The 26869-nt window shown below is 42.0% G+C and carries 26 protein-coding genes and 1 pseudogene; 20 read left to right on the top strand and 7 right to left on the bottom strand.

Annotated elements, in window-relative coordinates; genetic code table 11:
• Positions 1 to 198: 198 nt before the first annotated feature.
• Entirely contained in the window at positions 199 to 1008 is an 810-nt protein-coding gene (locus INF20_RS06100; protein ID WP_226385490.1) for an MBL fold metallo-hydrolase, read from the bottom strand.
• 208 nt (positions 1009 to 1216) lie between these two features.
• Here INF20_RS06100 and INF20_RS06105 point away from each other — a divergent pair, with 208 nt between their 5' ends.
• Together INF20_RS06105 and INF20_RS06110 are read left to right on the top strand one after the other, a co-directional pair.
• Positions 1217 to 2065, top strand: coding sequence for a 3-hydroxybutyryl-CoA dehydrogenase (locus tag INF20_RS06105; protein WP_226385491.1), 849 nt, complete (start codon positions 1217 to 1219; stop codon positions 2063 to 2065).
• A 256-nt stretch (positions 2066 to 2321) separates the two neighbouring features.
• The gene (locus tag INF20_RS06110) at positions 2322 to 3446 is read left to right on the top strand and encodes an IS1249 family transposase (protein WP_226385492.1); all 1125 of its coding nucleotides are present in this window, start codon (positions 2322 to 2324) and stop codon (positions 3444 to 3446) included.
• Between the two features lie 62 nt (positions 3447 to 3508).
• Here the strand turns inward: INF20_RS06110 and INF20_RS06115 are convergent, their stop codons facing one another.
• A complete protein-coding gene (locus tag INF20_RS06115) occupies positions 3509 to 4708 on the bottom strand; it encodes an FprA family A-type flavoprotein (RefSeq protein WP_226385493.1) in 1200 nt (399 codons plus the stop codon).
• A 125-nt stretch (positions 4709 to 4833) separates the two neighbouring features.
• Complete coding sequence (locus tag INF20_RS06120; protein ID WP_226385494.1) at positions 4834 to 5496, bottom strand: ECF transporter S component; 663 nt, start codon at positions 5494 to 5496, stop codon at positions 4834 to 4836.
• A 171-nt stretch (positions 5497 to 5667) separates the two neighbouring features.
• Between INF20_RS06120 and rho the strand changes: the two are divergent.
• The 5 genes and pseudogenes from rho to INF20_RS06145 form a co-directional block, all read left to right on the top strand.
• Positions 5668 to 6834: pseudogene (rho, locus tag INF20_RS06125) on the top strand (transcription termination factor Rho); the annotation flags it as partial.
• Positions 6835 to 6868: 34 nt separating this feature from the next.
• Positions 6869 to 7741 carry a peptide chain release factor N(5)-glutamine methyltransferase gene (prmC, locus tag INF20_RS06130; protein ID WP_226385496.1) on the top strand — a complete coding sequence of 291 codons (873 nt, stop codon included), beginning with the start codon at positions 6869 to 6871 and terminating at the stop codon, positions 7739 to 7741.
• 130 nt (positions 7742 to 7871) lie between these two features.
• The gene (gene rpmE, locus INF20_RS06135) at positions 7872 to 8072 is read left to right on the top strand and encodes a 50S ribosomal protein L31 (RefSeq protein ID WP_226385497.1); all 201 of its coding nucleotides are present in this window, start codon (positions 7872 to 7874) and stop codon (positions 8070 to 8072) included.
• A 153-nt stretch (positions 8073 to 8225) separates the two neighbouring features.
• Entirely contained in the window at positions 8226 to 9602 is a 1377-nt protein-coding gene (locus INF20_RS06140) for a PhoH family protein (RefSeq protein WP_226385498.1), read from the top strand.
• Positions 9603 to 9616: 14 nt separating this feature from the next.
• Positions 9617 to 10294, top strand: coding sequence for an HD domain-containing protein (locus INF20_RS06145; protein ID WP_226385499.1), 678 nt, complete (start codon positions 9617 to 9619; stop codon positions 10292 to 10294).
• Positions 10295 to 10399: 105 nt separating this feature from the next.
• On the opposite strand, the gene INF20_RS06150 is transcribed toward INF20_RS06145, so the two are convergent.
• Entirely contained in the window at positions 10400 to 11737 is a 1338-nt protein-coding gene (locus INF20_RS06150) for a sodium-dependent transporter (protein WP_226385500.1), read from the bottom strand.
• 382 nt (positions 11738 to 12119) lie between these two features.
• Positions 12120 to 12326, bottom strand: coding sequence for a helix-turn-helix domain-containing protein (locus INF20_RS06155; RefSeq protein WP_226385501.1), 207 nt, complete (start codon positions 12324 to 12326; stop codon positions 12120 to 12122).
• Positions 12327 to 12618: 292 nt separating this feature from the next.
• Here INF20_RS06155 and INF20_RS06160 point away from each other — a divergent pair, with 292 nt between their 5' ends.
• From INF20_RS06160 to INF20_RS06195, 8 genes are all read left to right on the top strand, one after another.
• Positions 12619 to 13977 (top strand): NCS2 family permease, encoded by a 1359-nt coding sequence (locus INF20_RS06160; protein ID WP_226385502.1) that lies wholly within the window; start codon positions 12619 to 12621, stop codon positions 13975 to 13977.
• A 13-nt stretch (positions 13978 to 13990) separates the two neighbouring features.
• Entirely contained in the window at positions 13991 to 14542 is a 552-nt protein-coding gene (locus tag INF20_RS06165) for a phosphoribosyltransferase family protein (protein ID WP_226385503.1), read from the top strand.
• A 119-nt stretch (positions 14543 to 14661) separates the two neighbouring features.
• The gene (gene prfA / locus INF20_RS06170; protein WP_226385504.1) at positions 14662 to 15729 is read left to right on the top strand and encodes a peptide chain release factor 1; all 1068 of its coding nucleotides are present in this window, start codon (positions 14662 to 14664) and stop codon (positions 15727 to 15729) included.
• Positions 15730 to 15744: 15 nt separating this feature from the next.
• A complete protein-coding gene (locus INF20_RS06175; RefSeq protein WP_226385505.1) occupies positions 15745 to 16770 on the top strand; it encodes an L-threonylcarbamoyladenylate synthase in 1026 nt (341 codons plus the stop codon).
• A 16-nt stretch (positions 16771 to 16786) separates the two neighbouring features.
• Entirely contained in the window at positions 16787 to 17221 is a 435-nt protein-coding gene (rpiB, locus tag INF20_RS06180; RefSeq protein WP_226385506.1) for a ribose 5-phosphate isomerase B, read from the top strand.
• 25 nt (positions 17222 to 17246) lie between these two features.
• Entirely contained in the window at positions 17247 to 17876 is a 630-nt protein-coding gene (gene upp, locus INF20_RS06185; RefSeq protein ID WP_226385507.1) for a uracil phosphoribosyltransferase, read from the top strand.
• A gap of 69 nt (positions 17877 to 17945) precedes the next feature.
• A complete protein-coding gene (locus tag INF20_RS06190; protein WP_404812928.1) occupies positions 17946 to 19721 on the top strand; it encodes a phosphoenolpyruvate carboxykinase (GTP) in 1776 nt (591 codons plus the stop codon).
• A 218-nt stretch (positions 19722 to 19939) separates the two neighbouring features.
• Entirely contained in the window at positions 19940 to 22222 is a 2283-nt protein-coding gene (locus tag INF20_RS06195; RefSeq protein ID WP_226385508.1) for a M20/M25/M40 family metallo-hydrolase, read from the top strand.
• A 97-nt stretch (positions 22223 to 22319) separates the two neighbouring features.
• Here the strand turns inward: INF20_RS06195 and INF20_RS06200 are convergent, their stop codons facing one another.
• Both INF20_RS06200 and INF20_RS06205 read right to left on the bottom strand, forming a co-directional pair.
• Positions 22320 to 22706, bottom strand: coding sequence for a NifB/NifX family molybdenum-iron cluster-binding protein (locus tag INF20_RS06200; RefSeq protein WP_226385509.1), 387 nt, complete (start codon positions 22704 to 22706; stop codon positions 22320 to 22322).
• Between the two features lie 47 nt (positions 22707 to 22753).
• Positions 22754 to 23053: a DUF134 domain-containing protein gene (locus INF20_RS06205; RefSeq protein ID WP_226385510.1), complete on the bottom strand. Its 300-nt coding sequence runs from the start codon at positions 23051 to 23053 to the stop codon at positions 22754 to 22756.
• A 287-nt stretch (positions 23054 to 23340) separates the two neighbouring features.
• On the opposite strand from INF20_RS06205, the gene rplM reads away from it, so the two are divergent.
• The 5 genes from rplM to ilvD all read left to right on the top strand — a co-directional run bounded on the left by rplM (position 23341) and on the right by ilvD (position 26869).
• Positions 23341 to 23769 carry a 50S ribosomal protein L13 gene (rplM, locus tag INF20_RS06210; RefSeq protein WP_226385511.1) on the top strand — a complete coding sequence of 143 codons (429 nt, stop codon included), beginning with the start codon at positions 23341 to 23343 and terminating at the stop codon, positions 23767 to 23769.
• Positions 23770 to 23786: 17 nt separating this feature from the next.
• Positions 23787 to 24182 carry a 30S ribosomal protein S9 gene (gene rpsI, locus INF20_RS06215; protein WP_226385512.1) on the top strand — a complete coding sequence of 132 codons (396 nt, stop codon included), beginning with the start codon at positions 23787 to 23789 and terminating at the stop codon, positions 24180 to 24182.
• Between the two features lie 141 nt (positions 24183 to 24323).
• A complete protein-coding gene (locus tag INF20_RS06220; protein ID WP_226385513.1) occupies positions 24324 to 24839 on the top strand; it encodes a type IV toxin-antitoxin system AbiEi family antitoxin domain-containing protein in 516 nt (171 codons plus the stop codon).
• Positions 24836 to 25006 (top strand): nucleotidyl transferase AbiEii/AbiGii toxin family protein, encoded by a 171-nt coding sequence (locus tag INF20_RS06225; RefSeq protein WP_226385514.1) that lies wholly within the window; start codon positions 24836 to 24838, stop codon positions 25004 to 25006. Before INF20_RS06220 ends, INF20_RS06225 begins: the two co-directional genes overlap by 4 nt.
• Before the next feature lie 180 nt (positions 25007 to 25186).
• Positions 25187 to 26869: a dihydroxy-acid dehydratase gene (gene ilvD / locus INF20_RS06230; protein WP_226385515.1), complete on the top strand. Its 1683-nt coding sequence runs from the start codon at positions 25187 to 25189 to the stop codon at positions 26867 to 26869.

The raw sequence follows: 26869 nt of genomic DNA on the forward strand, positions 1-26869 counted from the left end.
CAGGAAAAACTATCTGATTCAATTCCTGGATGGGGAGATGCAATCGTATGGACTGAATTCCATAGATCAGGTGACTACCCTAGTTATTGGGACTAGGGTGTCACCAACTCTTTTTGTCCTATAACCCTAAAAGGAATATTAAAGCATGCAAAAAGCAGGGTTTGGTTTAAAGCCCTGCTTTTGTGATGTTTTATAAGTTTAATCGATATTCAGTTCGAAATTCACTCCAACCTCGCCTACCGGCAGCTTCTTGCTCATATATATTTTTGCTGCTAGGGAAACGCAGTGAGCCGGATACATAAATTCAGGATTTTGCGCGGCCAGATAGTAGGTGGTTTTTTCTAATCTTTCATCCACATCAAAGAGATGAAAACCTCCAATGACACCGCGGATGCGCTTGTCGTCGCAGACTTCCTTGGCGTATTCGGTGATGTTGCATATGCCGCTGTGGGAGCAGGCGGTGATTATAACAAGTCCCTTATCTGTTTTAAGGGCAAGGGCACTGTCCTCCATGTTGGTGTCTTCTATCCATTTACCGTTGACCTGCTTTTCTCCTATGACAAGTCTCTTTTCAAAATCGAAGATGTCCGGAATCGTACCTAAGAATACCAGGTTGTCCGTTATGTCGTAAGGTATGTCGGTTTCGATGAGGTTGACCTTTTGGGCAAGTTCGTCCTTGGAAAAAGGTGAACCGATTTCAAGGTTTTCAAATCTTTTTGGGTCAAAGCAGCCGGGAGCGGCCACAAGGTCCACTTTGGACATGTCGTGGCGGTCAAAGAGGTATGGCATTCCCCAGGTGTGGTCGTTGTGGCCGTGGGAAATGACAAGGGTTGAAATATCTCCCAGGTTTATGCCCATAAGCTCGGCGTTTTTTAGGAAGATATCCGAATAACCGGTATCTAGAAGTATTTTCTTTCCGCTTTCTTCAATGTAGCAACACCATGCCGGTTCCCCGAAATAGTATTGATCGATGAAGGTGTTGTTATCAACTAAAACTTTCAGCTTCATGTTTATCCCTCCAGTCCTTTTATATTACATCGGTTTTCTCCCTGTTTCTTTGGCTCAAATTATACTCTCCACATAAATATAAAATCAATATTATTTTCAAATACCGCTTTACAAGGTGATTACTTATGTTATAATAAGGATACAGATTGACGATTTTTTAACAATCTATCATGTTTATGGAAATATCTATTTTAAGGAGGACAGACCGATGAAAAAAATTGGCGTATTGGGAACTGGTACAATGGGTGCCGGAATTATCCAGGTACTTGCGCAGAACGGATACGAAGTAGTACTCAGAGCGAGAAGACAGACTTCTGTTGACGGCGGTATCGCAAAGGTTACAAAGAACCTTGAAAAGATGGTTACAAAGGAAAAGATTACAGCAGCAGAAAAAGATGAAATCCTTTCCAGAATCCATGGCTCAACAGATATCGAAATCGTTAAGGACGCAGATCTTATCATTGAAGCGGCTACAGAAGAAATGGAATCCAAGAAGGCTCTCTTTGCAGAACTGGATGAACTCTGCAAACCTGAAGCTATCATAGCTACTAACACTTCTTCTCTTTCCATCACAGAAATCGCAGCAGCTACAAAGAGACCTGATAAGATTGTAGGTATGCACTTCTTCAATCCTGTACCTGCAATGAAGCTGGTTGAAATCATCAAGGGTATGCTGACTTCTGACGAAACAAGAGACACAGTAGTTGAACTTGCAAAGATACTGGGCAAGACTCCTGTAGAAGTTGAAGAAGCTCCAGGATTCGTTGTAAACAGAATCCTTATCCCAATGATCAACGAAGCTGCAGGCATCCTGGCAGACGGAGTTGCTGACGCTGAAGGTATCGATAACGCTATGAAACTTGGTGCTAACCATCCAATGGGACCTCTGGCACTGGGCGACCTGATCGGACTTGATGTTGTTCTGGCTATCATGAACGTACTTTACACTGAATACGGTGACCCTAAGTACAGACCACATGTACTTATCAAGAAGATGGTAAGAGCAGGTAAGCTGGGACAGAAGACAGGTGAAGGATTCTTCGTATATAACAAATAAGGTGGAATCATAAAGATCCTATGAAAATAAAAGAGGAGCCGAAACACAATCGGCTCCTTTTGGGTTATAGGACAAAAAGTGTTGATGAAAACCGCTATAGCTATTGAATTTTCAATGGCTATGGCGGTTTTAAGTTGTTTTTGACAACTTATAGGGCGGACAAAAAGTGTTGATAAAATTCGTTGAAAAGATTGAAAATTCAATGCAAATTCGCAATATATCTTCTTAGAAATCAACATGTTACGGAGGAAGATATATGAAACATGTAATTTGTCCTGTCTGTGGTAATAATTGTGTTAGAAATGGCAAAACAGCATCTGGTTCTCAAAGATGGCTGTGTAAAAGTTGTTCCGCTACTTTTACACAGAAAATCGACAACTCAGCAAAGCAGTTAAAGATATTCTTGAAATGGTTATTTAGTAAGCAAACTCAAAGGGAAATGCCCGGCGAAGGTAGAACTTTTAGAAGGAAAACATCAATGTTTTGGGATATTTGGCCAATGCCTCCAATTGTTGAATCTAAAAAAGATGTACTCTATGTAGATGGAATTTATCTTGGTCGTAAAGCCTGTGTTTTAATATGTTGCGATGATAAACATGTTCTAGGATGGTATCTGTGTAGATATGAACATTCTCGGGCTTGGAAAGCTCTTTTATCTCGAATAGCAGAACCAAGAATAGTAGTATCAGACGGAGGAACAGGTCTTCCAAAAGCACTTAGACAGATATGGCCCCAAGCAGAACACCAGAGATGTACATTTCATGCCTTTTGTCAGATTAGACGGTACACAACAACAAAACCAAAGACTTCTGCAGGATTTGAACTTTACAATTTAGCAAAGGATCTATTGCATTTAAAAAACAAGGAAGAAGCAGAGGAATGGACACTCCGTTTCATTGATTGGATGAGAAGATACAACAGCTTCTTAAGTCAAATGACATATGATGAATTTGGAAATGGAAGACCAACACATGAGCGATTAATTAAAGCGCAGAGGTCTACATTAAAGCTCATAAAGGAAGGAACCCTATTCACATATTTAGATGAGGAATTGATAGAAGAAATCGGTAGAATACCAGCTACGACTAATCAAATTGAAGGTGGAGTAAATGCAAGACTTAGAGAAATGTTGAGGAGTCATAGAGGCCTTTCTATTGAAAGACGAATAAAAGCGGTCTTCTGGTGGTGCTATATGCACTCACCAGAGCCGCTTTCAGCTAATGAATTATTGAAAGTTATGCCAACAGATAAGAGTATCTCCGACATTTACAGGAAGATGACTAGACAGGAAAAACTATCTGATTCAATTCCTGGATGGGGAGATGCAATCGTATGGACTGAATTCCATAGATCAGGTGACTACCCTAGTTATTGGGACTAGGGTCTATCAACACTTTTTGTCCTATAACCCCTCCTTTTATGGTGCTGTTCTAAAAGAATCTGCTATTTCAATGATTCTGCAATTGTATCGGCCAGTGCGTCCAAAGCTTCATATGTATCTTCCTTTACGGAGGAGAGCATGGACAGCTTTTCGTTGAGGAGGGTCATGTTTTTCATTTCTCCTATCATCTTGCACATAACCTTGTTGGCCTGCGGAGCCCATGTGCCGTTTTCCACTATGGCAAAAGTCCTGTTCTGCAGAGAAAGACGCTGCATATCACGGATAAATTCTTCCATAGGCGGATAAAGATCGTTAGTGTATGTAACTGAGAGCAGAGCTATGTGGCTGTACTTGAAAGCATCGCTTATCAGGTATGATACATGAGTTTTTGATACATCGTACATCCTGATGTTTGTTACGCCTTTTTCGCACAGTTTCGCAGCCAGTATCTGCGCTGCGTTTTCGGTATTGCCGTACATTGAAGCGTAGGCAATAAGCACACCCTTTTCTTCAGGTTCGTAAGTTGCCCATTTGATGTGCTTGTCGATGAAGTAACCGATGCCCTTTCTCCATACAAGACCGTGAAGCGGACATATGATCTTGATATCTATGCCTTCGGCTTTCTTAAGGAGATTCATAACCTGAGGGCCGTATTTACCTACGATGTTTGTGTAGTATCTTCTGGCTTCGTCGATCCAGTCTCTGTCAAAATCAACTTCATCGGCAAAGAGTTTCCCGTCAAGAGATTTGAATGAACCGAAGGCATCGGCACTGAAGAGAACTCCGTCTGTTGTATCGAAGGTAACCATTACTTCCGGCCAGTGAACCATAGGCGCGCTGATGAAAGTGAATGTGTGCTTTCCGAAGTTCATCTCATCACCTTCCTTGACGGTGATGGTTTCTCCCAGATTGCAGAATCCGAACTGTTCCATCATCTTGAAAGCTTTTGCGGTGGAAATGACTTTTGTTTCAGGATGTCTTAAAAGCACTTCTTCCATAGAAGCACAGTGATCCGGTTCCATATGGTTTATAATCATGTAGTCCAGAGGACGACCGTTTAATACGAATTCAAGATTTTCAATGAATTGCTTTCCCACAGACCAGTCTGCTGCATCCAGAAGAACTGTCTTTTCATCAAGCAGAACATATGAGTTGTAGGAAACACCATCCTCGATTGGATGGATATTTTCAAAAAGATGAAGACGCTTGTCGTTGGCGCCTATCCAGTAGATATCATCAGTAACTTTTCTTACGCAATGCATGGTAAAGCCTCCTTCTTATTTAATAACTACATATAATTTATCACAAAAAACATGACTGTCAAACGTCAGATAAAATAAAAGCGTCCGCATGGAACGCTTTTATAAAATGTATTGTATGATATTCTTTATTTTATAGCAAATTTTGTTTTCATGAGAGCGGCACCTATACCGATTACTATTATACCGGCCACTATTGCTTCCGGAACGCCGTTTATGCCGATTATTCCCATGATAAATGTGTAAACCGCACTGCTTGCAACCTCATTAGCCTGAGCATAGGCATCCTTAAAGAACAGATATATCATGTTCATTACCAAAAGGGTATTTGTCAGTGAGCCTAAAACTCCTGCAAAACCGAGAGCGATGCTCTGGCGTTTTTTGCTGACTTCGCCTTTTCCCGGTTTAGTTATAAGCTTGTAAACATAATAAGGAATCACACCTACCAGTATACGAGGCACAAAGCAAATTATGATGCTGGCAAGACCGCCATGTATATCTCCTATCTGAATAAATGGTGAGAATACAAATGACGTTGCCGTCGGATTGATGGTGTTGTTAATAAGACTTGTCAGGCCGAACACCCCGCCCAGAATCGCTCCGTTCTTTGGACCCATCATCAGAGAACCTATTATCACAGGAATGTGTATTATGGTTGCCCTTGTAAAGCCTAAAGGTATATAGCCGATGAAAGGCGTAAATGCCATTATGACTATAATACCGCTGAAAAGCGAAAGCTGAACCAGCCCGAGGGTACGCTTTGATGTACCGTGTTGTGTTAAAGTATTCATTTTTCTGTCTCCTTGTTATCATTCTCGTAATAGCTGAGATATAATACAATACGCAGATATTATAAGTCGGCGCACAGGATTTTTCAACAAAAGAATGGAAAAAAATCGGCGAATAGTGTGGTATAATAAATTGTTTATTGGATATTTGATGGAGAAATTAGTATGACTGAAATAATCAACAACGAAGAAAAGAATATAGAAAAGGATGCGGAAAAGCATACCGAAAAAACCATAGAAGGCATACTTGAAATCGCAGAGGGCGGTTTCGGCTTTTTAAGATTTGATAATTTCCTCACCAGTGATGATGATGTATATGTGGCAAACAGCCAAATTAGACGATTTAACCTTAAAACAGGAGATAAGGTAAGAGGTACAACAAGAGGGCCGAGACAGGGTGAAAGATTTGGAGCTCTTTTGATGATAGAGGCAATTAACGGCGAAGATCCTGAAAAGGCTAAGCTGAGACCTGATTTTGATAAGCTGACACCGATTTTCCCTAACAGGAGAATAAATCTGGAGGACGGGGCAGATCTTTCCATGAGACTGATAGATTTGGTGGCACCAATAGGCTTTGGACAGAGAGGGCTTATCGTTGCACCTCCTAAAGCGGGAAAAACTGCTCTTATAAAAAAGATTGCATGTAGCATCGAAAAGCATCATCCTGAAGCGGAACTTATAATTCTCTTGGTTGATGAACGTCCAGAAGAAGTAACCGATATGAAACGCAGTCTTAAAAACGATGGCGAGGTTATATATTCCACATTTGACGAGCAGCCGGCTCATCATGTAAAGGTTGCGGAGATGGTACTGGCTAGGGCAAAGAGGCTGGCGGAGCACGGAAGAGATGTAATAGTGCTTTTGGATAGCATCACAAGATTGGCAAGAGCATATAATCTGGTGGTGCCTGCATCTGGCAGAACTCTTTCTGGAGGTCTTGACCCTGCTTCTTTATACAAGCCTAAGAAATTTTTCGGAGCGGCAAGAAACATCGAGGAAGGCGGCAGCATCACAATTTTAGCAACTGCGCTGGTTGATACGGGTAGCAGAATGGATGATGTGATATACGAGGAATTTAAGGGCACAGGCAATATGGAGCTTCATCTGGACAGAAGTCTGTCGGAAAAGAGAATCTTCCCTGCCATAGATTTAAATAGATCGGGAACAAGAAGGGAAGATCTGCTGATGGATCAAAATGAGCTTGCTGCTGTATGGCGCATGAGAAAGGCTCTTTCTTCGGGAACAGTTCAGGAAATCACAGAAACCATCATCGACAATCTTATGCTTACAAAGAACAATAAGGAGTTTGTCGACATTATAGATAAACTGCGTTTTGAGTAAACTAAAATACAATAAAGAGGGGTAAAACAGATAAATGGCTAATCTTTTAGTATCAGACATTATAAAAATGGCGGAAAAGCAGCTTCATGATGCCGGTATAGACGAGGCAAAGCAGCAGGCGGAGCAGATTTACTGCCTTATGAAAAACTTCGATAAAATGAGGTTTTTTATGCAGTGGTCCAAGGAAGCCGGAGAAATTGAAGCGGAAAACTATTTTAAATTAGTGGCCCAAAGGGCGACTCACAAACCGATTCAGTTGATATTCGGTGAAACGGAATTTATGGGCTATCCTTTTAAAGTAAGAGAAAATGTACTTATTCCGAGAATGGATACGGAAGTGGTAGTTGAAGAAGCGGAAAAAATCGCCCAGAATAAGGATAGCGTCCTGGATTTATGTTGCGGCAGCGGCATCATAGGTATTGCTCTTATGAAAAAAGCCGCCGAAAATAAAAAGACTTTGAAGGTTACCTCATCGGATATGAGCGAGGAAGCCGTGGCACTCACTGCAGAAAATGCTCAGCTTAATGGAGTGCGCTTGGAAATTACACAGGGGGATTTATTTGAACCGATTAAGAAAAAGAAATATGATCTTATCGTTTCAAATCCGCCGTATATTGAAAGTGATGTTATCCCGACGCTGGATGTGGAGGTGAAGGATTATGACCCTTTAACAGCCCTTGACGGTGGAGAGGACGGCCTTGATTTCTATAAAAGGATAATTGACGAAGCGCCGGAGCATCTAAAAAAGAAGGGACGCATCATATTTGAAATCGGATATAATCAGGGAACTGCCGTTGCTGAACTGTTAAAGGCATCGGGAGCCTTTGAAGATATTGAAATAACAAAGGATCTGGCAGGGCATGACAGAGCAGTTAAGGCATATCTTGCTGGCAAAAAGAAAAAATAGAAACATTTTTGTCAAAAAACAAGTAAAACTATTGAAAATACCAAATCGATTGTGATATATTAGATAAGCTGTTAGAAAACAGCAAATAAATTATGCAAAGGCACAGCCTGAGCAGGAAAGAGGTAGAAGCATGAAACAGGGAATCCATCCTGACTATAAGGAATGTAAAGTAACTTGCGCATGCGGCAACACATTTATGACTAAGTCAACTTCAGAAGAAATGAGACTTGACGTTTGCTCAGCTTGCCATCCGTTCTTTACAGGTCAGCAGAAGTTCATCAACAGAGGTGGACGTGTTGAAAAGTTCAAGAACAAGTACAATCTGGACTAACAACGACAGAAGGGCGCAATCTTCGGATTGCGCTTCTTTTTTTACCGTATTTTAACAGAAGCAAGCCTATTTTCTTAATCTTTGGTTGATATATTTAATATATAAGGGATTTATTGCCCAAAATATATCTTAAACCGGAAAAGAGGTAATGATATGAATAAAAAATATGTTCTGGATACAAATGTCCTAATACAGGCTCCTTATGCTATGGAGTGTTTTGAGGAAAATACTGTTGTGATTCCGATGGTGGTATTGGAAGAACTGGATAATCTCAAAAAAGATGATGGCGAGCGGGGAGCTAATGTTCGTAAAGCCATAAGGATGCTTGAACAGCTCAGAGAAAAAGGAGATATAATAAAGGATGGTGTTTTATTGGATAACGGAGGCACGCTCAGAGTGGAAACGAATTTTCATGATGTGGAACTGCCAGAGGATTTCAGCGAACACAAATCAGACAACAGAATATTAAAAGTGTGTAAAGGGCTTGTATCGACTTCAGAAGAACCAGTGGTGTTGGTAACTAAGGATATTTTGTTGAGAATTAAAGCACAGCTTATAGGTATAAACGCAGAAGATTTTATAACAGAACAGGTTGTAGAACACGAAGTTCAGTACAAAGGAAGAGAAGAGGTATTTGTACCGGAAGAATGCTTTTCTGAATTTAAGAAAAAAGGTGTAAAGATAGAAGAAGTCTATTGCATTGATGAAAATGGAAAAAAATACACTCCTGAGCTTTATGAAAACGAATTTATAGTGCTCAAAGCCGATCAATCATCGAAAAAGACGCACCTTGGTAGAGTGGAAAAAGGCATGATACGCAAGCTAGCCTTTCAAAAGAAAAAACCATACGGAGTTTCTCCAAGGAATTCCGGCCAGTATTTTATGCAGGAAGCTCTGATGCAGCCTGCGGATAAAGCGCCGTTGGTTATAATCAAAGGAATGGCAGGCACCAGTAAAACTTTTTATTCTCTGGCGGTAGGGCTCGAAAAGGTTGTGAATGAACAGCGGGAAGAATATCGAAGGATACTGATATGCAGACCAAATGCTCAATTTGATGAAGACATTGGATTTTTACCGGGAGATGAACAGGAAAAGATATCGCCGTTATTGCGACCAGTGATAGATAATCTTGAGCAGCTGATAGATTCAGACGAAAATGAAAGATATGTTAATGAAATGGAACTTGCTGGAAAGATAGATGAAATCTTTGATAGAGGTATGATTCAAGCTGAAGCTTTAAACTACATTCGCGGAAGATCTATAGTAAAAACGTACCTAATAATAGATGAAGCGCAGAACATGACGCCTGCACAGGCGAAAGGAATCATAACAAGAGCAGGTAAAGGAACAAAAATAATCTTGCTAGGCGATCCTAATCAGATAGACAGACCGTTTCTCGATGAGAGGACAAATGGACTGAGCTATGCAGCAGAGCATATGAAAGGAAGCAGTCTGTGTTGGCAAATAACACTCACCGCTTCGGAATGTGAAAGATCCGAACTGGCAATGGATGCTATACAGCGACTGTAAAGGAGGAATTAATATTGGCTGATAAGAAAAACAAGATAACATACGAGGTAATTAGAGAAAACGAAAAAATCAATGGCCTTTTGGAAAAAGGGAACAGTGTGCTTAAGGAGATAGGTTACACGGAACATTCAAAAAAACATGCGGCAAAGGTAGCTCACAGAGCAGGTGAAATTTTGGAAGCGCTTGGATACAGCGGGCACATCGTCGAACTTGCAAAAATCGCAGGATACATGCACGATATAGGAAATAGCATAAACAGACATGCCCATGCTCAGAGCGGTGCTATCCTTGCCTATACAATACTCAACGAAATGAAAATGCCCTTTGACGATATATTAACCATAGTTACGGCAATAGGACATCATGATGAAGAAACCGGTACAGCAGTTGATGTGGTATCGGCAGCACTGATTCTTGCAGATAAAACTGACGTGCGCAGAAACAGGGTGCAAAATCCTGTTATTTCAGGCTTTGATATACATGACCGTGTAAACTATGCAGCTTTGAATTCATCATTGAAATTTAGGCAGGATAAAAAGATAATTCAAATGGAACTGGAGCTGGACGATAGCATGTGTACTGTGATGGACTATTTCGAAATATTTTTACAGCGTATGATGATGTGTAGGCGGGCTTCAGAAGTACTTGGCTATAAGTTTAAGTTAATTGCCAATGGAAATAAGCTATGCTAATGTAAAAGTGGATATTTAGAAAAAGAAGCCTCCGGAAGCGGATAGATAGAAATCCGATAGCCGGAGGTTATTTGTTGCATATAGTTTTTTTATTTTTGTTAGTTATCAGCCTATGCCGCCATAGAATATTCCCAGAATGTATACGGCGATAGTTACACCGCAGAACACATATCTTGACAGTGGTTCAAACCATCTGCCGATAGGCTTTTCACGGCCAATCTGTGCATTTTCTCTCGCAAAGTTCTTGCCGCAAACCCAGTATGTCATTATGGCTGCAAGGAGAGCACCCAGAGGCACGATGTAAATTGATACAATATCCATCCATGTGGATACTGTGTCGCCGTTTTCTATGAACAGACCTACAGCCAGACCCAGCAGCAGTATCAGACCTACAGATATTTTTCTGGAAAGTCCAAACTTGTTCTGGATTGCTTCCACGGAGGTTTCGTAAAGATTTACAAGAGAAGTAAATCCTGCAAACATTACCGCCAGGAAGAATATTATAGCTATTATCTGACCTAAAGGCATTGCTTTAAATATACTTGGCATAGTTATGAACAGCAGCGGAGGACCTGAAGTAGGGTCTGTACCAAAGGCGAATACCGCCGGAATTATTACCATGGCAGCTGTCATGGATGCCAGAGTATCAAAGATTGCTATGTATTTTGCACTGGATACGATATCTTCTTTTTTGCTCAGATAGCTTCCGTAAACCACAGTGCCGGAGCCTGCCAGTGACAGTGAGAAAAATGCCTGGCCTAGAGCAAATACCCATGTCTGAGGATTTGCCAGGGCGCTCCAATCAGGGTTGAACATAAAGTCGTAGCCTGCACCTGAACCCGGTAAAAATGCAACTCTTATGGCGATGATTACAAATAGGAGATAGAACAGAGGCATAAGAACCTTGTTTACTCTTTCTATACCCTTTGAGATGCCGAAGGCCATAAAAGCAAAAGTTACAACCAATACGATAATGTGCCATGGCACTGAGCCAAAATCAGTGGCAATTTCACCAAAATATGCACCGCTGTCTTCGGACTTAATCATTTCTCCACTTACAGAGCCTATAAAGAATTTAAGAACCCATGCCATAACAACGGTATAGCCTATGGCTGTGGCAAGGGAGCCGATTACAGGTATCAGACCTATAAATTCGCCGCCCTTAAGCCCGCGCATTTCGAGGGCTTTCTTAAATGAGCCCAGAGGACCTGTTCTCATGGTTCTTCCTAAGGTGATTTCTCCTACGATTCCAGACATACCTAAAAGTGCTACGAATATGATGTACGGAATAAGGAAAGCTGCTCCTCCGAACTGACCTACACGATATGGGAACAGCCAGATATTACCCATACCTACGGCAGATCCGATACATGCGATGATGAATCCGAATTTGGAGGAGAAAATATCTCTTGGTTTTGCATTTAGAGTATTTTTTTCTGTCATGATATCTCCTTTCATAAAAAAACACCTGTCCTTAAACTTAAGGACAGGTGTTAAACCTGCGGTGCCACCTTAATTGACAGTAAAACTGCCCACTCAGCAGAGTGCTATCACACTCCCAGCCCGTAACGCCGGCTTCGCGTCTCCACTACTGAGCCAGATTGACCGGCTGTTCATTTCGCCCTCTGGGGCCCATTTACCGAAACTGTCGCTTTTCCGGCTTCCACCATCCCGGATTCGCTGTAAGCCGTTTAATCGGTTTTATTCCCCCATCAACGGTTTTGTATTTGACTGTTTTTACAATAACACTGAAAAATTTCTTTGTCAACAGAAATTCTCAACGAAAAAAGGGACCGCCAAGAGGGGCAAGACGATCCCTTTCCGCTTATTTCTCTTCTTCGAAGGTAAGCAGCTCGTTTGGTGTGCATTCAAATATTGTGCACATTGCGTCGATCATCTCGTACTGAATCGATTTTGTTTCGTTATTTACCATTCTGTTGAAATTCTGGTAGCTCATACCCAGCTGTTTATAGAGCCAGTATTTTGTCTTACCTTTTTTCTGTAATAATTCTAAAGCATTTAATTTTACCATTCAGACACAACTCCTTTAATGAACAAAAAACATAAGTGTATTTTAAACGAAACTCACAAAAACTAATAGATTATTACATTAGGGACTATAGTAAAAGTTACACTTTTTTACAGAAAATGCAAGTCTTTTACACTTATTTTGTGGCTTATATATTAAAAAAATATACAAATAAAGTTTAAGAATAATTTCTATCTATGGATAATTGCACCGGATAGAAAGATATAATATAATTATATTTTCCGGAGAATGCCGGAATTTCGATGAAAAGAGTGTTTATATAAAGGAGGAAAACATGGAAAAGCTGTTCAAACTCAAAGAACACAACACCACGGTTAAGACCGAGCTGACGGCAGGACTTACCACATTCCTGTCGATGGTTTACATTCTTGCTGTAAACCCTAGTATTTTAGGTGATGCGGGAATGGACCCTGCGGCGGTATTTACTGCAACGGCCGTGTCTGCAGCGATTGCATCACTGCTTATGGCATTCTTAGCCAACTATCCTATAGCCCTTGCATCAGGTATGGGACTTAATGCGTACTTCTCATACACAGTATGTACGGAACTGGCGGAACAGGGTATTCAGGACCCATGGAAAATAGCCTTGGCGGCTATACTTGTTGAAGGTATAATCTTCATACTTCTTTCCCTGGTAAAATTCAGAGAGACGCTGGTAAATAAGGTTCCTGCAAATCTGAAACTGGGAATCACAGCGGGTATAGGACTGTTTATCGCCATTGTAGGGCTGAAGGGAGCAGGCATAGTAGTATCTGAACCATCAACGCTTTTGACTCTCGGTGATGTATCAAGTCCTCAGGTTGTACTGGCACTTGTAGGTTTGATTATCATTGCAGTGCTGTATCATTTCAATGTAAAGGGATCAATCCTCATAGGTATCCTGGTAACATGGATATTTGGCATGATAGCACAGGTAGGAGGCTGGTATGTTGTAAATCCTGAAGCCGGTAACAGTTCACTGTTCCCAAGCTTTGACGGAGGCTTTGCACCTACAGCACCAACCATGTTTGCCTTCGATTTCTCATATGTATCAGGTCATCTGATAGATTTTGCGGTAATCGTATTCTCGTTCCTGTTTGTGGACTTGTTTGATACTGCAGGAACTCTCATAGGTGTGGCCTCAAAGGCTAATCTGCTGGATAAGGATGGCAACCTGCCTAAGGTAGGCGGAGCGCTGATGTCCGATGCCATCGGTACCGTAGTAGGTGCCTGCATGGGTACATCCACAGTTACATCCTATGTTGAATCCAGCGCAGGCGTAGCTCAGGGAGGAAGAACAGGTCTTACGGCGGTTACAGCTGCAGGTCTGTTTATAGTTGCACTTTTCTTCTCGCCTATATTCATAGCTATACCAGGCTTTGCAACTACACCGGCACTGGTATTTGTAGGACTTCTTATGATAAGCTCCGTAAAGAATATGGACTTTAGCGAAGATATGGCAGGTGCAGTTGGCGGATTCTTGGCTATCATAATGATGCCTTTCACATACTCCATCGCCAACGGTATCATGTTCGGTATACTGGCCTACGTTATCATCAAGGTATTTACAGGTAAAGTAAAGGACATTCACCCTGTTATGTGGATATCTGCGGCACTGTTTGCGCTTAAGATAGTCACACTTATAATAAAGTAAGAGGTGATAGATAATGTTTTATGAAATGGAAATTGCCGGACTTAAGAGGAAGCTGCCTCTTTTTCCGGTGGACAAGGAAACACAGATTGCAGCATTTATAATCTTCGGCGATGTGGAAATGACAAAGGCTGCAGCAAAAGAGCTTCTTGAAAAAGCACCGGAGTTTGACCTTCTTATGACTGCGGAGGCAAAGAGTATTCCATTGGTATATGAGATGGCTTCTCAGGCGGGCATGAACGATTATATAATCGCCCGTAAAGGTGTAAAGGTTTATATGAAGGAGCCTATTTCCGTAAAGGTAAACTCCATCACAACCCACGGACAGCAGTATCTGTATCTGGGAGAAGATGAAGTGAACAGAGCTCGCGGAAAAAGAGTGCTTATAGTAGACGATGTTATAAGCACAGGAGAATCTTTACAGGCTTTGGAAAACCTTGCCAATGAAGCGGGAGCTAAAATCGTCGGCAAAATGGCAATTCTCGGTGAAGGGGATGCCATGGAAAGAGATGATATAACGGTCCTTGCACCGCTTCCTGTATTTGACACCGAAGGCAATGTAAAATAAACTAAAGATAACAGGTCGGGAACAGTTGAAATCCCGACTTGTGTTTTATTGCAATAAGTTTGCCCCTATGATAAAATAGACTGTCGAAAACTGTGGAAAAATTAGGAGTGAATTAAAAAATGTTCGATAAACTTTCATTTATTTCAGAGAAATATGATGAGCTTACAAAAAAAGTGTCCGATCCGGATATCATAGCAGACCAGAGCAAATGGCAGAAATACGCCAAAGAACTGGGAGAGCTGGAACCGATCGTAAAAAAATATGAAGAATACAAAAAAGTCAAGGAAGGCATAGCCGATAATAAGGAACTTCTTGGGGAAAGTGGTCTTGACGATGAGCTTAAGGAACTGGCAAAGATGGAGCTTTCGGAACTCGAGGCCCAGGTTGAACCTCTGGAATCAGAGCTTAAAGTGCTGCTGCTTCCAAAGGACCCTAACGATGATAAGAATGTAATCTTGGAAATCAGAGCCGGCACAGGAGGAGATGAAGCGGCGCTGTTTGGCGCAGACCTCCTTAGAATGTACACAAGATACGCAGAAAGAGCCGGTTGGAAAACAGAACTGATGGAGCTCAATGAAACAGGCATTGGCGGAGTTAAGGAAGCCGTTATGCTCATTAAAGGTAAAGGTGCTTATTCAAGACTCAAATATGAGTCCGGTGCCCACAGGGTACAGAGAGTGCCTGAAACCGAATCATCAGGCAGAGTGCACACTTCTGCGGCAACGGTTGCAGTGCTTCCAGAAGTGGATGATGTGGAAGTTGATCTCAATCCAAACGATGTAAGAGTGGATGTATACAGAGCTTCCGGTAACGGTGGCCAGTGCGTAAACACTACGGACTCTGCGGTAAGACTTACCCATGAGCCTACAGGTCTTGTTGTTACATGCCAGGACGAAAAGTCCCAGATTAAAAATAAGGAAAAGGCCTTTAAGGTTCTCAGATCGAGACTTTATGACCTGAAAATGCAGGAACAGAACGACGAGATTTCACAGCAGAGAAAGAGCCAGGTTGGGTCTGGAGATAGATCTGAGAGAATTAGAACGTATAACTTCCCACAGGGAAGGGTTTCTGATCACAGAACAGGAGTTACACTTTATAAGCTAGATAACTTCCTAGATGGAGATATGGACGAGATAATCGACGGCCTTATCACCAGCGATCAGGCGGAAAAGATGAAGAACTTCTAAGAAAGAAGTGATAGTATGAAAACTTTGCATCTTAAAGAGACGGCAGAAGATATAAAAAAAGCCGCCGAAATAATAAAAAAAGGCGGGCTTGTGGCCTTCCCGACAGAAACAGTATACGGCCTTGGGGCAAACGGTCTTGACGCTAAGGCGGCAGCGGGCATATATAAAGCTAAGGGCAGACCTAGCGACAACCCGATGATACTGCATATTTCCGAGCTTTCGGAGCTGCAGGAAATAACAGATCATATAAGCGATAACGCAATTAAAATGGCAGAGGCCTTTTGGCCCGGACCGCTCACCATGATATTTCAGAGAAATGACAAAGTGCCTGATGTGACAACAGGGGGCCTTGATACGGTGGGAGTAAGGATGCCTTCGGATCCCACTGCAAGGGCGTTAATAAAGGAATCCGGAGTACCTATAGCAGCACCGAGTGCAAATCTTTCCGGAAAGCCGAGTCCTACAAAGGCAAGTCATGTAGCTCACGATATGGATGGCAGGATTGATGCCATAATCTACGGCGGTGATTGTGCCGTGGGAATAGAGTCTACGGTTGTATCGGTAAAAGACGATGAGATAGTAATATTAAGGCCAGGAAAGATTACTGCGGCCGATATGGAGGCTGTAACGGGACTTAAGGTTTCCGTGGACCCAGCAATCGCTCTGGACAAAGATGAAAAGGGTAAAGGTTCTTCAGATAATGATGATAAGGACTTTAAACCTATGGCGCCGGGAATGAAATACAGGCATTACGCTCCTGATGCGGAGATGCTTGTCATCGAAGGCGAAGCCGACAAAGTAAAGGCAGAAATAGAAAAGAGAAAAAAAGACCTGGAAAGCGAAGGGAAAAAGGTCGGCGTTATTTTTTTCGGAACAAAGGACTTTGATGAAGCGGCTCATGACCTGTTTGCAAGGCTGCGAGAAATGGACGAGCAGCAGGTTGATGTGATACTGGCAGGAGCCGTTGAAAAAACAGGCCTTGGATATGCGGTAATGAACCGTATGCTTAAATCTGCAGGTAATAATGTAATTAAAGTATAATTGAGGAGAGAGTGAGATGTATAAGATTGCTTTGGCATGTGACCACGGCGGATATGAACTTAAGGAAATGATAGCAGGATTCCTTCTGGGAATGGGCCATGATATTTTTGACCTAGGTACCAATAGCACCGAATCGGTTGACTATCCCGAATACGGACACAGATGTGCAATGGCTGTTGTTCACGGAGATGCTGATTTAGGCATAGTGATATGCGGTACAGGCATAGGAATTTCCATGGCGGCAAACAAAGTTAAGGGTGCTAGATGTGCCCTTTGCACTAGCGTGGAAATGGCAGAGCTTACAAGAAAGCATAACGATGCCAATTTACTGGCTCTGGGAGGAAGAATTCTTACTCCTGAACAGGCACTTGGCATAGTAAACGCTTTCCTATATACTGAATTTGAGGGAGGCAGACACCAAAGAAGGGTGGATCAGCTGAACAGTTATTAAAAAAGAAATGGAGAAAGGAAAGAAAATGGGAAAGATATATGTATTTGATCATCCGCTGATTCAGCACAAGGTGGCACTGCTTAGAGACGAAAACACTACTACAAAGGATTTCAGAGATCTGGCTAAAGAAATAGGAATGCTCATGGGATATGAAGCAACCAGAGAACTGGAACTTAAAAAACAGACTATTAAGACGCCTATGTGTGAAACAGAAGTGAATGTTCTCGCAGGAGAGGATATAGCTATAGTTCCTATCCTTAGAGCAGGTCTGGGAATGGTAGACGGAATGCTGTCACTGGTTCCAAACGCAAAGGTAGGACATGTAGGTCTTTACAGAGATCCTGAGACTCATAAGCCGGTGGAATATTACTGCAAAATGCCTCAGGATATAGATAAAAGAAAGATTTTCATAGTTGACCCGATGCTGGCAACAGGCGGTTCTGCGGCAGATGCCGTTTCTCTGGTAAAGGAGAAGGGTGGAAAGGACATTACATTTATGTGCCTTATCGCAGCGCCCGAAGGCATCAAAGCATTAAGCGAAGCTCACCCTGATGTGGACATTTACATTGCAGCAAAGGACGAAAGACTCAACGAAAACGCATACATATTGCCAGGACTTGGCGATGCAGGAGACAGACTCTATGGCACAAAGTAAGTGCCTTTTGATAAAAAGTTACTATTACCGTTAGTTATTTAGGAGGATATTAAAGTGAAAAATTATGGAATTAAGGAGAACGGTCTGACAAACAATAAAGTTCTTCTTGATTGGGTGCAGGAAGTTGCCGAACTCACAAAACCGGAAAAAGTCGTATGGATTACCGGAGAAGAAGCGCAGCTGGAAGAGATTAGAAAGGAAGGCTGCAGCACCGGTGAACTGATTAAGCTTAATGAAGAAAAGCTTCCGGGCTGCTATCTGCACAGAAGCGATACCAGAGACGTGGCAAGAGTTGAAGCGAGAACCTTCATCTGCTGCAAGGAAGAAAAAAACGCAGGTCCTACAAACAACTGGATGGATCCGCAGGAGATGTACTTAAAGCTCAACAAGCTGTATGACGGCTGCATGAAGGGCAGAACAATGTATATCATTCCTTTTGCCATGGGTATTGTGGGATCTCCTTTCGCCAAATACGGCATCGAGATTACAGATTCCATCTATGTAGTAGTCAGCATGAACATAATGACAAGAATCGGTACACAGGTTCTTGATGCCATCGGTGAAGACGGCGAGTTTACAAAAGGACTTCATTCCAAAGCTGACCTTGATCCGGAAGAAAGATACATCGTTCACTTCCCTGAAGACAACACTATCATGTCCATCAATTCAGGATACGGCGGAAATGTACTTCTGGGTAAAAAGTGTCTGGCTCTGAGAATAGCTTCATATCTTGGACAGAAGGAAGGCTGGATGGCTGAGCATATGCTTATCCTCGGCGTAGAAAATCCTCAGGGAGAAAAGAGATACATTGCAGCGGCATTCCCTTCCGCATGCGGCAAAACAAATCTGGCGATGCTTATACCACCGGAAGGATACCGAAAAGACGGATGGAAGGTTACATGCGTAGGCGATGATATCGCTTGGATCAGAATAGGTGAAGACGGAAGACTCTGGGCTACAAACCCTGAAAACGGATTCTTCGGTGTGGCTCCGGGAACAAACGAAAAGTCAAATCCTAACGCCCTTGCAGCCACAAGAAAGAACACAATTTTTACAAATGTCGGACTTAATCTGGATGACAATACAGTATGGTGGGAAAAGCTGGATAAGAACCCTCCTGCAAATTCACTGGACTGGACAGGCAAGAAGTGGGATCCTGCTTTAGGTGAACCTATGGCTCATCCAAATTCAAGATTTACAGCACCGGCAAAGAACTGCCCTTGCATCGCACCTGAATTTGATGATGCAAAAGGCGTGCCTCTGTCAGCAATCGTATTCGGAGGCAGAAGAGCAAAGACTGCTCCGCTGGTATATCAGTCAAGAGACTGGGATCACGGCGTATTCGTAGGCTCAATCATGGCATCCGAAACAACAGCGGCGGCAACAGGAGCGGTTGGAGTAGTAAGAAGAGACCCTATGGCAATGCTTCCGTTCTGCGGATACAACATGGGAGACTACTGGCAGCACTGGCTTGATATGGGAAAGAAAATCTCAAATCCGCCTAAAATCTTCAATGTAAACTGGTTCAGAACAGATGAAGAAGGTAACTTCATCTGGCCTGGCTTCGGTGACAACCTGAGAGTTCTTGAATGGATACTCAAGAGAGCAGATGGTAAAATCGGAGCAAGGGAAACAGAAATCGGATTTATTCCTGAACCTTCGGATATAAACATTGAAGGCTGCGATATAGACCTTGATGCTCTTACAGGAATCCTTCAGGTGGAAAAGGAATACTGGAAGGAAGATATCAAGAGCATAAAGGAATTTTATGCAAAATTCGGCGACAAGCTTCCTGAATATCTGGCAAAGGAAGTTGAAGCTATGGAAGAACGCATAAGTAAATAACATACAGTAAATATTCAAATACACCTGACTAAAACCCTTGGCCAGGTGTGTTTTTTTGTATACAATGGAATAAATATAAATAATTATGAAAAAATATTTAAAAAGTTGTTGCATTGAGAATTTCCTTGTGCTATACTCACATCATGCCAATAAATATACATAACAAAGTATAAATATTGACGATTTAATAAAACTAAAATGAGTAAAAGGAGGTAACCATGATTTTTACAGAGAAAATCAAAAAGCCGGTGGCAATGACCATGGCAGCAGCAGTATGTACATTACTTATGGCAAGCAGCGCATCAGCCATGGCGGATACCGGAGCGGCAAATGTTTATAAAGCCGCGGACGCAGCAAGTTTAAAACAGCATGTAACAGCGCTTTCGGAGGACATCGGAGTCAGACTCATGGGTACTCCTAATGAATATGCAGCAGCTGAATATATAGAAGGTCAGTTGGATAGTTACGGATATGATGGACAGATTTCAGAGTATACAATAAATGCGTCTGCAGTTGCGGCAATTGACATAGGAGAAAAACAGCATTACGCAAATTATTATTATGCTGGTGAAATGAATCAAATAATAAATCCTAATATCAGTAATTGCACATTAAGTGAGCCTACACAAGAAGATTTGGATGTTATATCTACATGGAATATCAGTGCAGGAGATTTAGTTGTTGTAAACAGCAGTTTGTTCAGTGATCTTGAGGCATTATCAAAGGTGCAGGCGGAAACTGACGGGACAGAAACAGCGCTGAAGTCATCTGATTTCATAAATCAAGCAGTAGATAAAGCTGAAGAGGCAAATGCGTCAGCCATTGTAATATATAACGATACGGGCCTTAGGTCGCAGAGTGTAAAAGTTAGCGGAAACACAATTCCAGTAATAGGAGCTAATACGGTTATAGGTGAAGAGTTGATAAGCAATGCAGGAAATATCAGCATCAGCAAAGTAGAGCGCCCTATATCTTGGAATGTAGAAGCAGTTAAGGAAGCTAGCACAGAAGAGCCTGAATCCATTATCTATGTAACAAGCCACTTAGATAGTGTAATGGGAGCGCCGGGTGCTACTGACAACGCATCTGCGGTAGCAGCGGTATTGGAACTGGCAAAGCAGTATAAGGATGTTGATACTGGTGGAGTTGAAATTCATTTTGTAGCTTTCGGTGGTGAAGAAGCTGGCCTTCTCGGCTCAGCAGCTTTTGTAAGTCAGATTCCTGAAGAAGACAAGGCCATCGCCATTAACTTCAATATGGATATGCTTTCTTCTACAGGAACATTTTACGGTGAAGAACTAAATGCGGTAAGCCTTGATATTGCCGGAGGGAAGTCTGCTACATTTAATATCGCTGCAGCACTGATAATAACAGGCTCAGAAGACATGCAGTTTATAGAAGGCACTGAAAACCTCAGGTGGTTTAAGTATGGTTCTTCAGATCATCAATCCTTCCAAGATAGCGGCATAGATGCAGCAAGCATGATTAGGGTTACAGATAAATCAGATGACATTGAAGATATAAACCACACATATAAAGACAACATGGTAGATAACTACAGCCTCGACAGGCATGTGGAATGCACAAACATGGTATCAAAGGGTATTGCTAAAGCCATAGACAGTAAGTTTACTAAGGTTCTTGAATACTATGAGGATGCAGAAAACGGCAAAGTAGTTGCAGCGGATACTGAACAGCTTTCATATCTTTACGATGAAATCGTATACGTATTTGAAAAAGCTGACGGAACTATAACACAGACAACAGGATATGCGGCAAATGACTATGCGGTAATAGCACCTGCAGATGCAACACTTGTTTCTGCCCAGGGTGTAGGAACTGGTACAGCAAATATCGCAGGAACCTTTGACAAGCCAAAAACTGAACAGTATTCAACTTCCATGGTGGTTAAGGAAGTAGCGGCGCCTGAAAGCAGCGATACAAACTTTGTAGACACAGGTACTAATGTTACAGTTGAATTCACTAATCCACTGCCTGAAGGAAGTCAGATAACAGTTGAATTTAAAGATGTTAATAACGACGCATATGAAGGTATAGATAATCTTTTGGCAGTAGTTGATATAAGCGCACTTAAAGATGGAAATATAATACCTATCTCAGATAACCTTATGGAAATACAGATACCTCTTTCGGAAGAAATGAAGGGATATAAATACTATCAGGTGGCATATCTTGAAAACGGACAGATTGTAGAAAAAATAAATGCGACAGTAAAAGGGGATATACTGGTATTTGTAACTGACCACTTGAGCGAATATGCAATATTAGGTTCAAATACACCATTTGTTGACGATGAAACAGATCAGACAACATTAGCAAAGGCGACAAATGCAAATAGTAGCTCAACAGATAATCAGACGGATACATCTACTAATACACCGATAACCGGAGATAGCACAGATGTAATGGCATTGATGCTGCTTATGACAGTGGCGGGAGTTACAATGGTTGCAGCAGGTGTAAAGAAAAAATCGAACTGATAATTCTATCCTAAATAAGAATCCATAAAACTCAAAAACGAAAAAGCGGCAAGGTGCAGAGCATCATGCCGTTTTCGTATATAAAGAAAAAGTATGTTTATTTTCCGCAGTGTCCGTGAGCACAGTTGTGACCTTCTCCGCCTTCGTGGTGATGATGGTTGCAGGAAGTGTCAGGGTCAAATACGAGATTGCCAGCAAGATAAGCTTCTACTGCCTGATCTGCATCCCCGTTAACTCCAGGATAAAGTTCGATATTAGCTTCTGCAAGGGCCATCTTGGCGCCGCCGCCTATGCCTCCGCAGATGAGAACATCAACATTGTTTGCGCCAAGAAGTGTAGCGAGGGCACCGTGACCCTGTCCATCGGAACCGAGGACTTCTGAAGAAACTACCTTGCCGTCTTCCACTTCGTAGAGCTTAAAGTTTTCACAATGTCCGAAATGCTGGAACACCTGACCGTTTTCATAAGTTACCGCTATTTTCATTTTGTTACCTCCGTGTATATTAAATTCCTTTATTGATTATTATTGACTTACTCGTTGCCTCCGGCGATTTCATAGTCGCCACCTTTAACTGCAATGTTCATATCGTTTACAAGGGCATTGCTGAGTTTGTATCTTGCAGATGCGTATATGGCCTGCACAGTGCTTCTTGCCACATCCATGGACTTTGCACATTCCTCCTGGGTATAGTTTTCAACATCTATAAGCCTTAGGGTTTCGTATTCGTCTAAGGTCATTTCCACAGTAGGTGCCGTACGGTTGCCCTTGGGACCGAAGAACTTTTCTCCCGGATGACAACATATCATTCGTTTTTTACATGGTCTTGGCATATCACATCAGCCTCCTTCCATAAATTATCTTACGCTCATAAATGGCATATGTCAATAATAAAAACGGCATATGCCAAAAATAAAAAATATTACCGCCGGATTGCAAATTGTGTTGACTTTGCAATTGCAAGCATATAAAATATAAAGGCATGAGTGCAGGATGGGATTCCGTCCGTGGCTCTGCGCTAAAGTTATTTTAGTAAGGTATCGAAAAGGATTCTTCGGAATCTCAGTAGACACGTCCGAAAAAGATACGAAAGTATCCCAGTAGGAAGAAAGGAAAAGAAATGAAATCATTTATCGCAAAGCCTCATGAAGTAGAGCGTAAATGGTATGTCATCGACGCTGAGGGCAAGACTCTCGGAAGACTGGCATCTGAAGCGGCTTCTATTCTCAGAGGTAAGAAAAAACCTATCTACACACCACACGTTGACTGCGGAGATTATGTAATCATCGTAAACGCTGAAAAGGTAGAGGTTACAGGCAAGAAGAGAAAGGAAAAGATCTACAAGAGACATACTGGATATCCAGGCGGACTCAGAGAGATGACTTTCGAACAGCTGATGGAAAAGCATCCAACCGAAGTTGTAAGACATGCTATCAAGGGCATGATGCCTAACGGCAAACTCGGCAGACAGATGTACAAGAAACTGAAGGTTTACGCAGGTCCTGAACATGAACATGCGGCTCAGAAACCGGAAGTATGGAATTTTTAAGGGAGGAGGTATAACAGATGGCAAACATTCAGTATTATGGAACAGGAAGAAGAAAGTCTTCAGTAGCCAGAGTTAGACTTATCCCGGGCACTGGAAACATCACAATCAATAAGAAGTCTCTGGACGAGTACATTCCACTGGAAATCGTTAAGAGAGAAGTAAAGAGACCTTTTGAGATCGCAGGATGCGAAGGTAAGTTCGATGTTATCGCTACAGTTAAAGGTGGCGGATACACAGGACAGGCCGGAGCTCTCAGACACGGTATCTCAAGAGCACTCTGCATGGCTGACAGCGAAAGCTACAGAGCTCCGCTGAAGGCAGCAGGATTCCTGACAAGAGATTCAAGAATGAAGGAAAGAAAGAAGTACGGTCTGAAAAAGGCAAGAAAAGCTTCCCAGTTCTCAAAGAGATAGTTGCGGCGACCAACGACGTATGGCAAAGACTGCAAAACCTCGGATTTTATCCGAGGTTTTCTTTTTTTTTAATGAGCACAGTATAACTTGGTCAACTATAAATAAATGCTTGATTTTCACCCGATGGCAAAGCTTTCCCGGATGGCAAAACAAGGAGAGTGTTTTCCAATTGTAAGAGGATTATATGAGCCAGAGCGAACAGTTCCGGGATACCTATTGGCTGGCAGTATCTATGGACCGTCATATATTTCGTTTGATTATGCACTCGCATATTATAATTTAATTCCAGAAACTGTCTATACTATCACATGTGCTACCTTTGAAAAAAAGAAGAAAAAGAGATATGAGACAATGTTTGGAACATTTATTTACCGCGATGTTCCATCTGAGGCTTTTCCGTTGAATCTTAAAATCGTACGGGAAAATGAGTATTTTTACCGTATAGCAGAACCTGAAAAAGCATTGTGTGACAAACTGTATACAATGCACCCAGTAGCGAATCATAAAGAACTCTTTGAGCTGCTCACAGAGAATCTGCGAATAGAGAAAACAGAATTGTGTAAGTTAGATGCAGATAAAATATCATTTTTAGCAGATCATTATCATTCTGGAAATGTAAGGAAAATGGCATCATTATTGCGGAGGATGAAAAGATGAATACGGCGATTGAGCAAATGTTGAAAAATTATAAGATAGACAATATATATGATCAGAAAAATGCTATGAAAGAAATTATGCAGGAAATTGTTTTATGTGGACTTTCTCGAGCGGGCTTCTTTCAGAAAGTTGCCTTCTATGGTGGAACGGCACTTAGATTTTTTTAAACAGATTACAGATGGACTGCATTTTGAGTCAGTGAAAAATAAGTGAAATAATAATGAACGGATAGAATCCCGAATTTCCTATTATTTAGGAAGTTCGGGATTATGTTTTTATGTGTAATAGTTCTCTATTTTCTTATACTAGTTTATAATATACGCAGACATCAACAAGGAGGAATTGACATGCAGGATAAATTTAATAAAGGAACCTTTGACAGCGATAAAATGCTCTCATGCAGAACCCTGTACAAAGCCAACGGCTTTACCGACGATGATTTTAAAAGACCAGTTATAGGCATATGCGATTCATTTTCCGATATAGTGCCGGGACATAATAATCTCAGACAGATTTCCCAGGAAGTAAAAAACGGCATTTACAGAGCAGGAGGTACACCTGTTGAGTTCGGATGTATAGCGGTTTGCGACGGCGTATGCACAACTCATGAAGGTGCAAATTATTCGTTGCCTTCCAGAGATATTGTAGCTGATGGGATAGAAATTATGGCAAGGGCTCATAAACTGGACGGACTGGTACTTGTGGGCTCATGCGATAAAACAGTTCCGGGGATGCTTATGGCAGCGGCGCGTCTGGACATACCGAGCATTTTTATTGCAGGTGGTTGCATGCTGGGAGGTCCTGCCTTCGGAGAAAAAAGAAAATCGGATTCCACATCGGCACAAGAAGCCCAGGGAATGTATCAGACGGGAAAGATTTCATATGAGGAACTGATGAATATTTCAGATGCATGCTGTCCTACAACAGGCTCATGCCAGCATATGGCAACAGCTAACTCCATGTGCATCATTGCCGAAGCATTGGGGATGAGCATTCCGGGTTCAGCGATGATTCCGGCGGTGTATAACGAAAGACTCAGAGCTGCATTTAAAACGGGAGAGACCATTGTAGAGATGGTGCTTAAGGGGCTGACTGCTAGAGATATAATAACGCCGGCTTCCATAAGAAATACCATAAAACTGATGATGGCGGTGGGAGGCTCCACAAACTGCATTATTCACATCTGCGCCATAGCCCATGAAATCGGTCTTTCTACAGATCAGGTAATGGGATGGTTTGAGGAATACGGTCAAAGTGTACCTTTAATTGCAAAAATCAATCCTGCTTCTTACGAATACGATGCGGAGGATTTCTACAAGGCGGGAGGAGTACCTGCAGTTCAGAAGGAAATAGACAGCATCATTGAAAAGGGATGTATGACAGTAACGGGTAAAATGGCCGAAGAAAATTACAATGAGTACATCAATCTTTATGGAAAAAACGAAGAAGTTATAACTTCTCTGGAGAAGCCTTTTTCAACTTTGGCGGGACTTGCGGTAATGCACGGAAATATTGCACCGGATACGGCTGTTGCAAAACCTGCTGCAATTTCGGAAGAAGTACGTGTATTTAAAGGAAGAGCTGTTTGCTTTGATAGTGAAGAAGCAGCTAATCAGGCCATTGAAGAGCAGAAAATAAAAGCCGGAGATGTGGTGGTTATCAGATATGTGGGACCTAAAGGGGCTCCTGGTATGCCGGAGATGTTTAAACCGATGAAGCTGCTATACGGGCAAGGACTTAATAAATGCACAGCCCTCATTACAGACGGCAGATTTTCCGGCACAAACAACGGATGCTTTGTGGGACATATTTCGCCAGAGGCAGCGGCGAGCGGTCCAATTGCTTTAATAGAGGATGGCGATGAAATAACAATAGATGTAATAAACAGAGAGTTGATACTTCATGTCTCCGATGAAGAATTAGCAAAGCGTAAGGATAATTGGCATTATCAGCCAAAAGAACTTACAGGTTACCTTAAAAGATATGCAAGGGATGTACTCAGTGCAGATAAAGGAGCTATATTAAAATAG

Source organism: Gallibacter intestinalis, from assembly GCF_014982745.1.
GTDB lineage: Bacteria > Bacillota > Clostridia > Peptostreptococcales > Anaerovoracaceae > Gallibacter > Gallibacter intestinalis.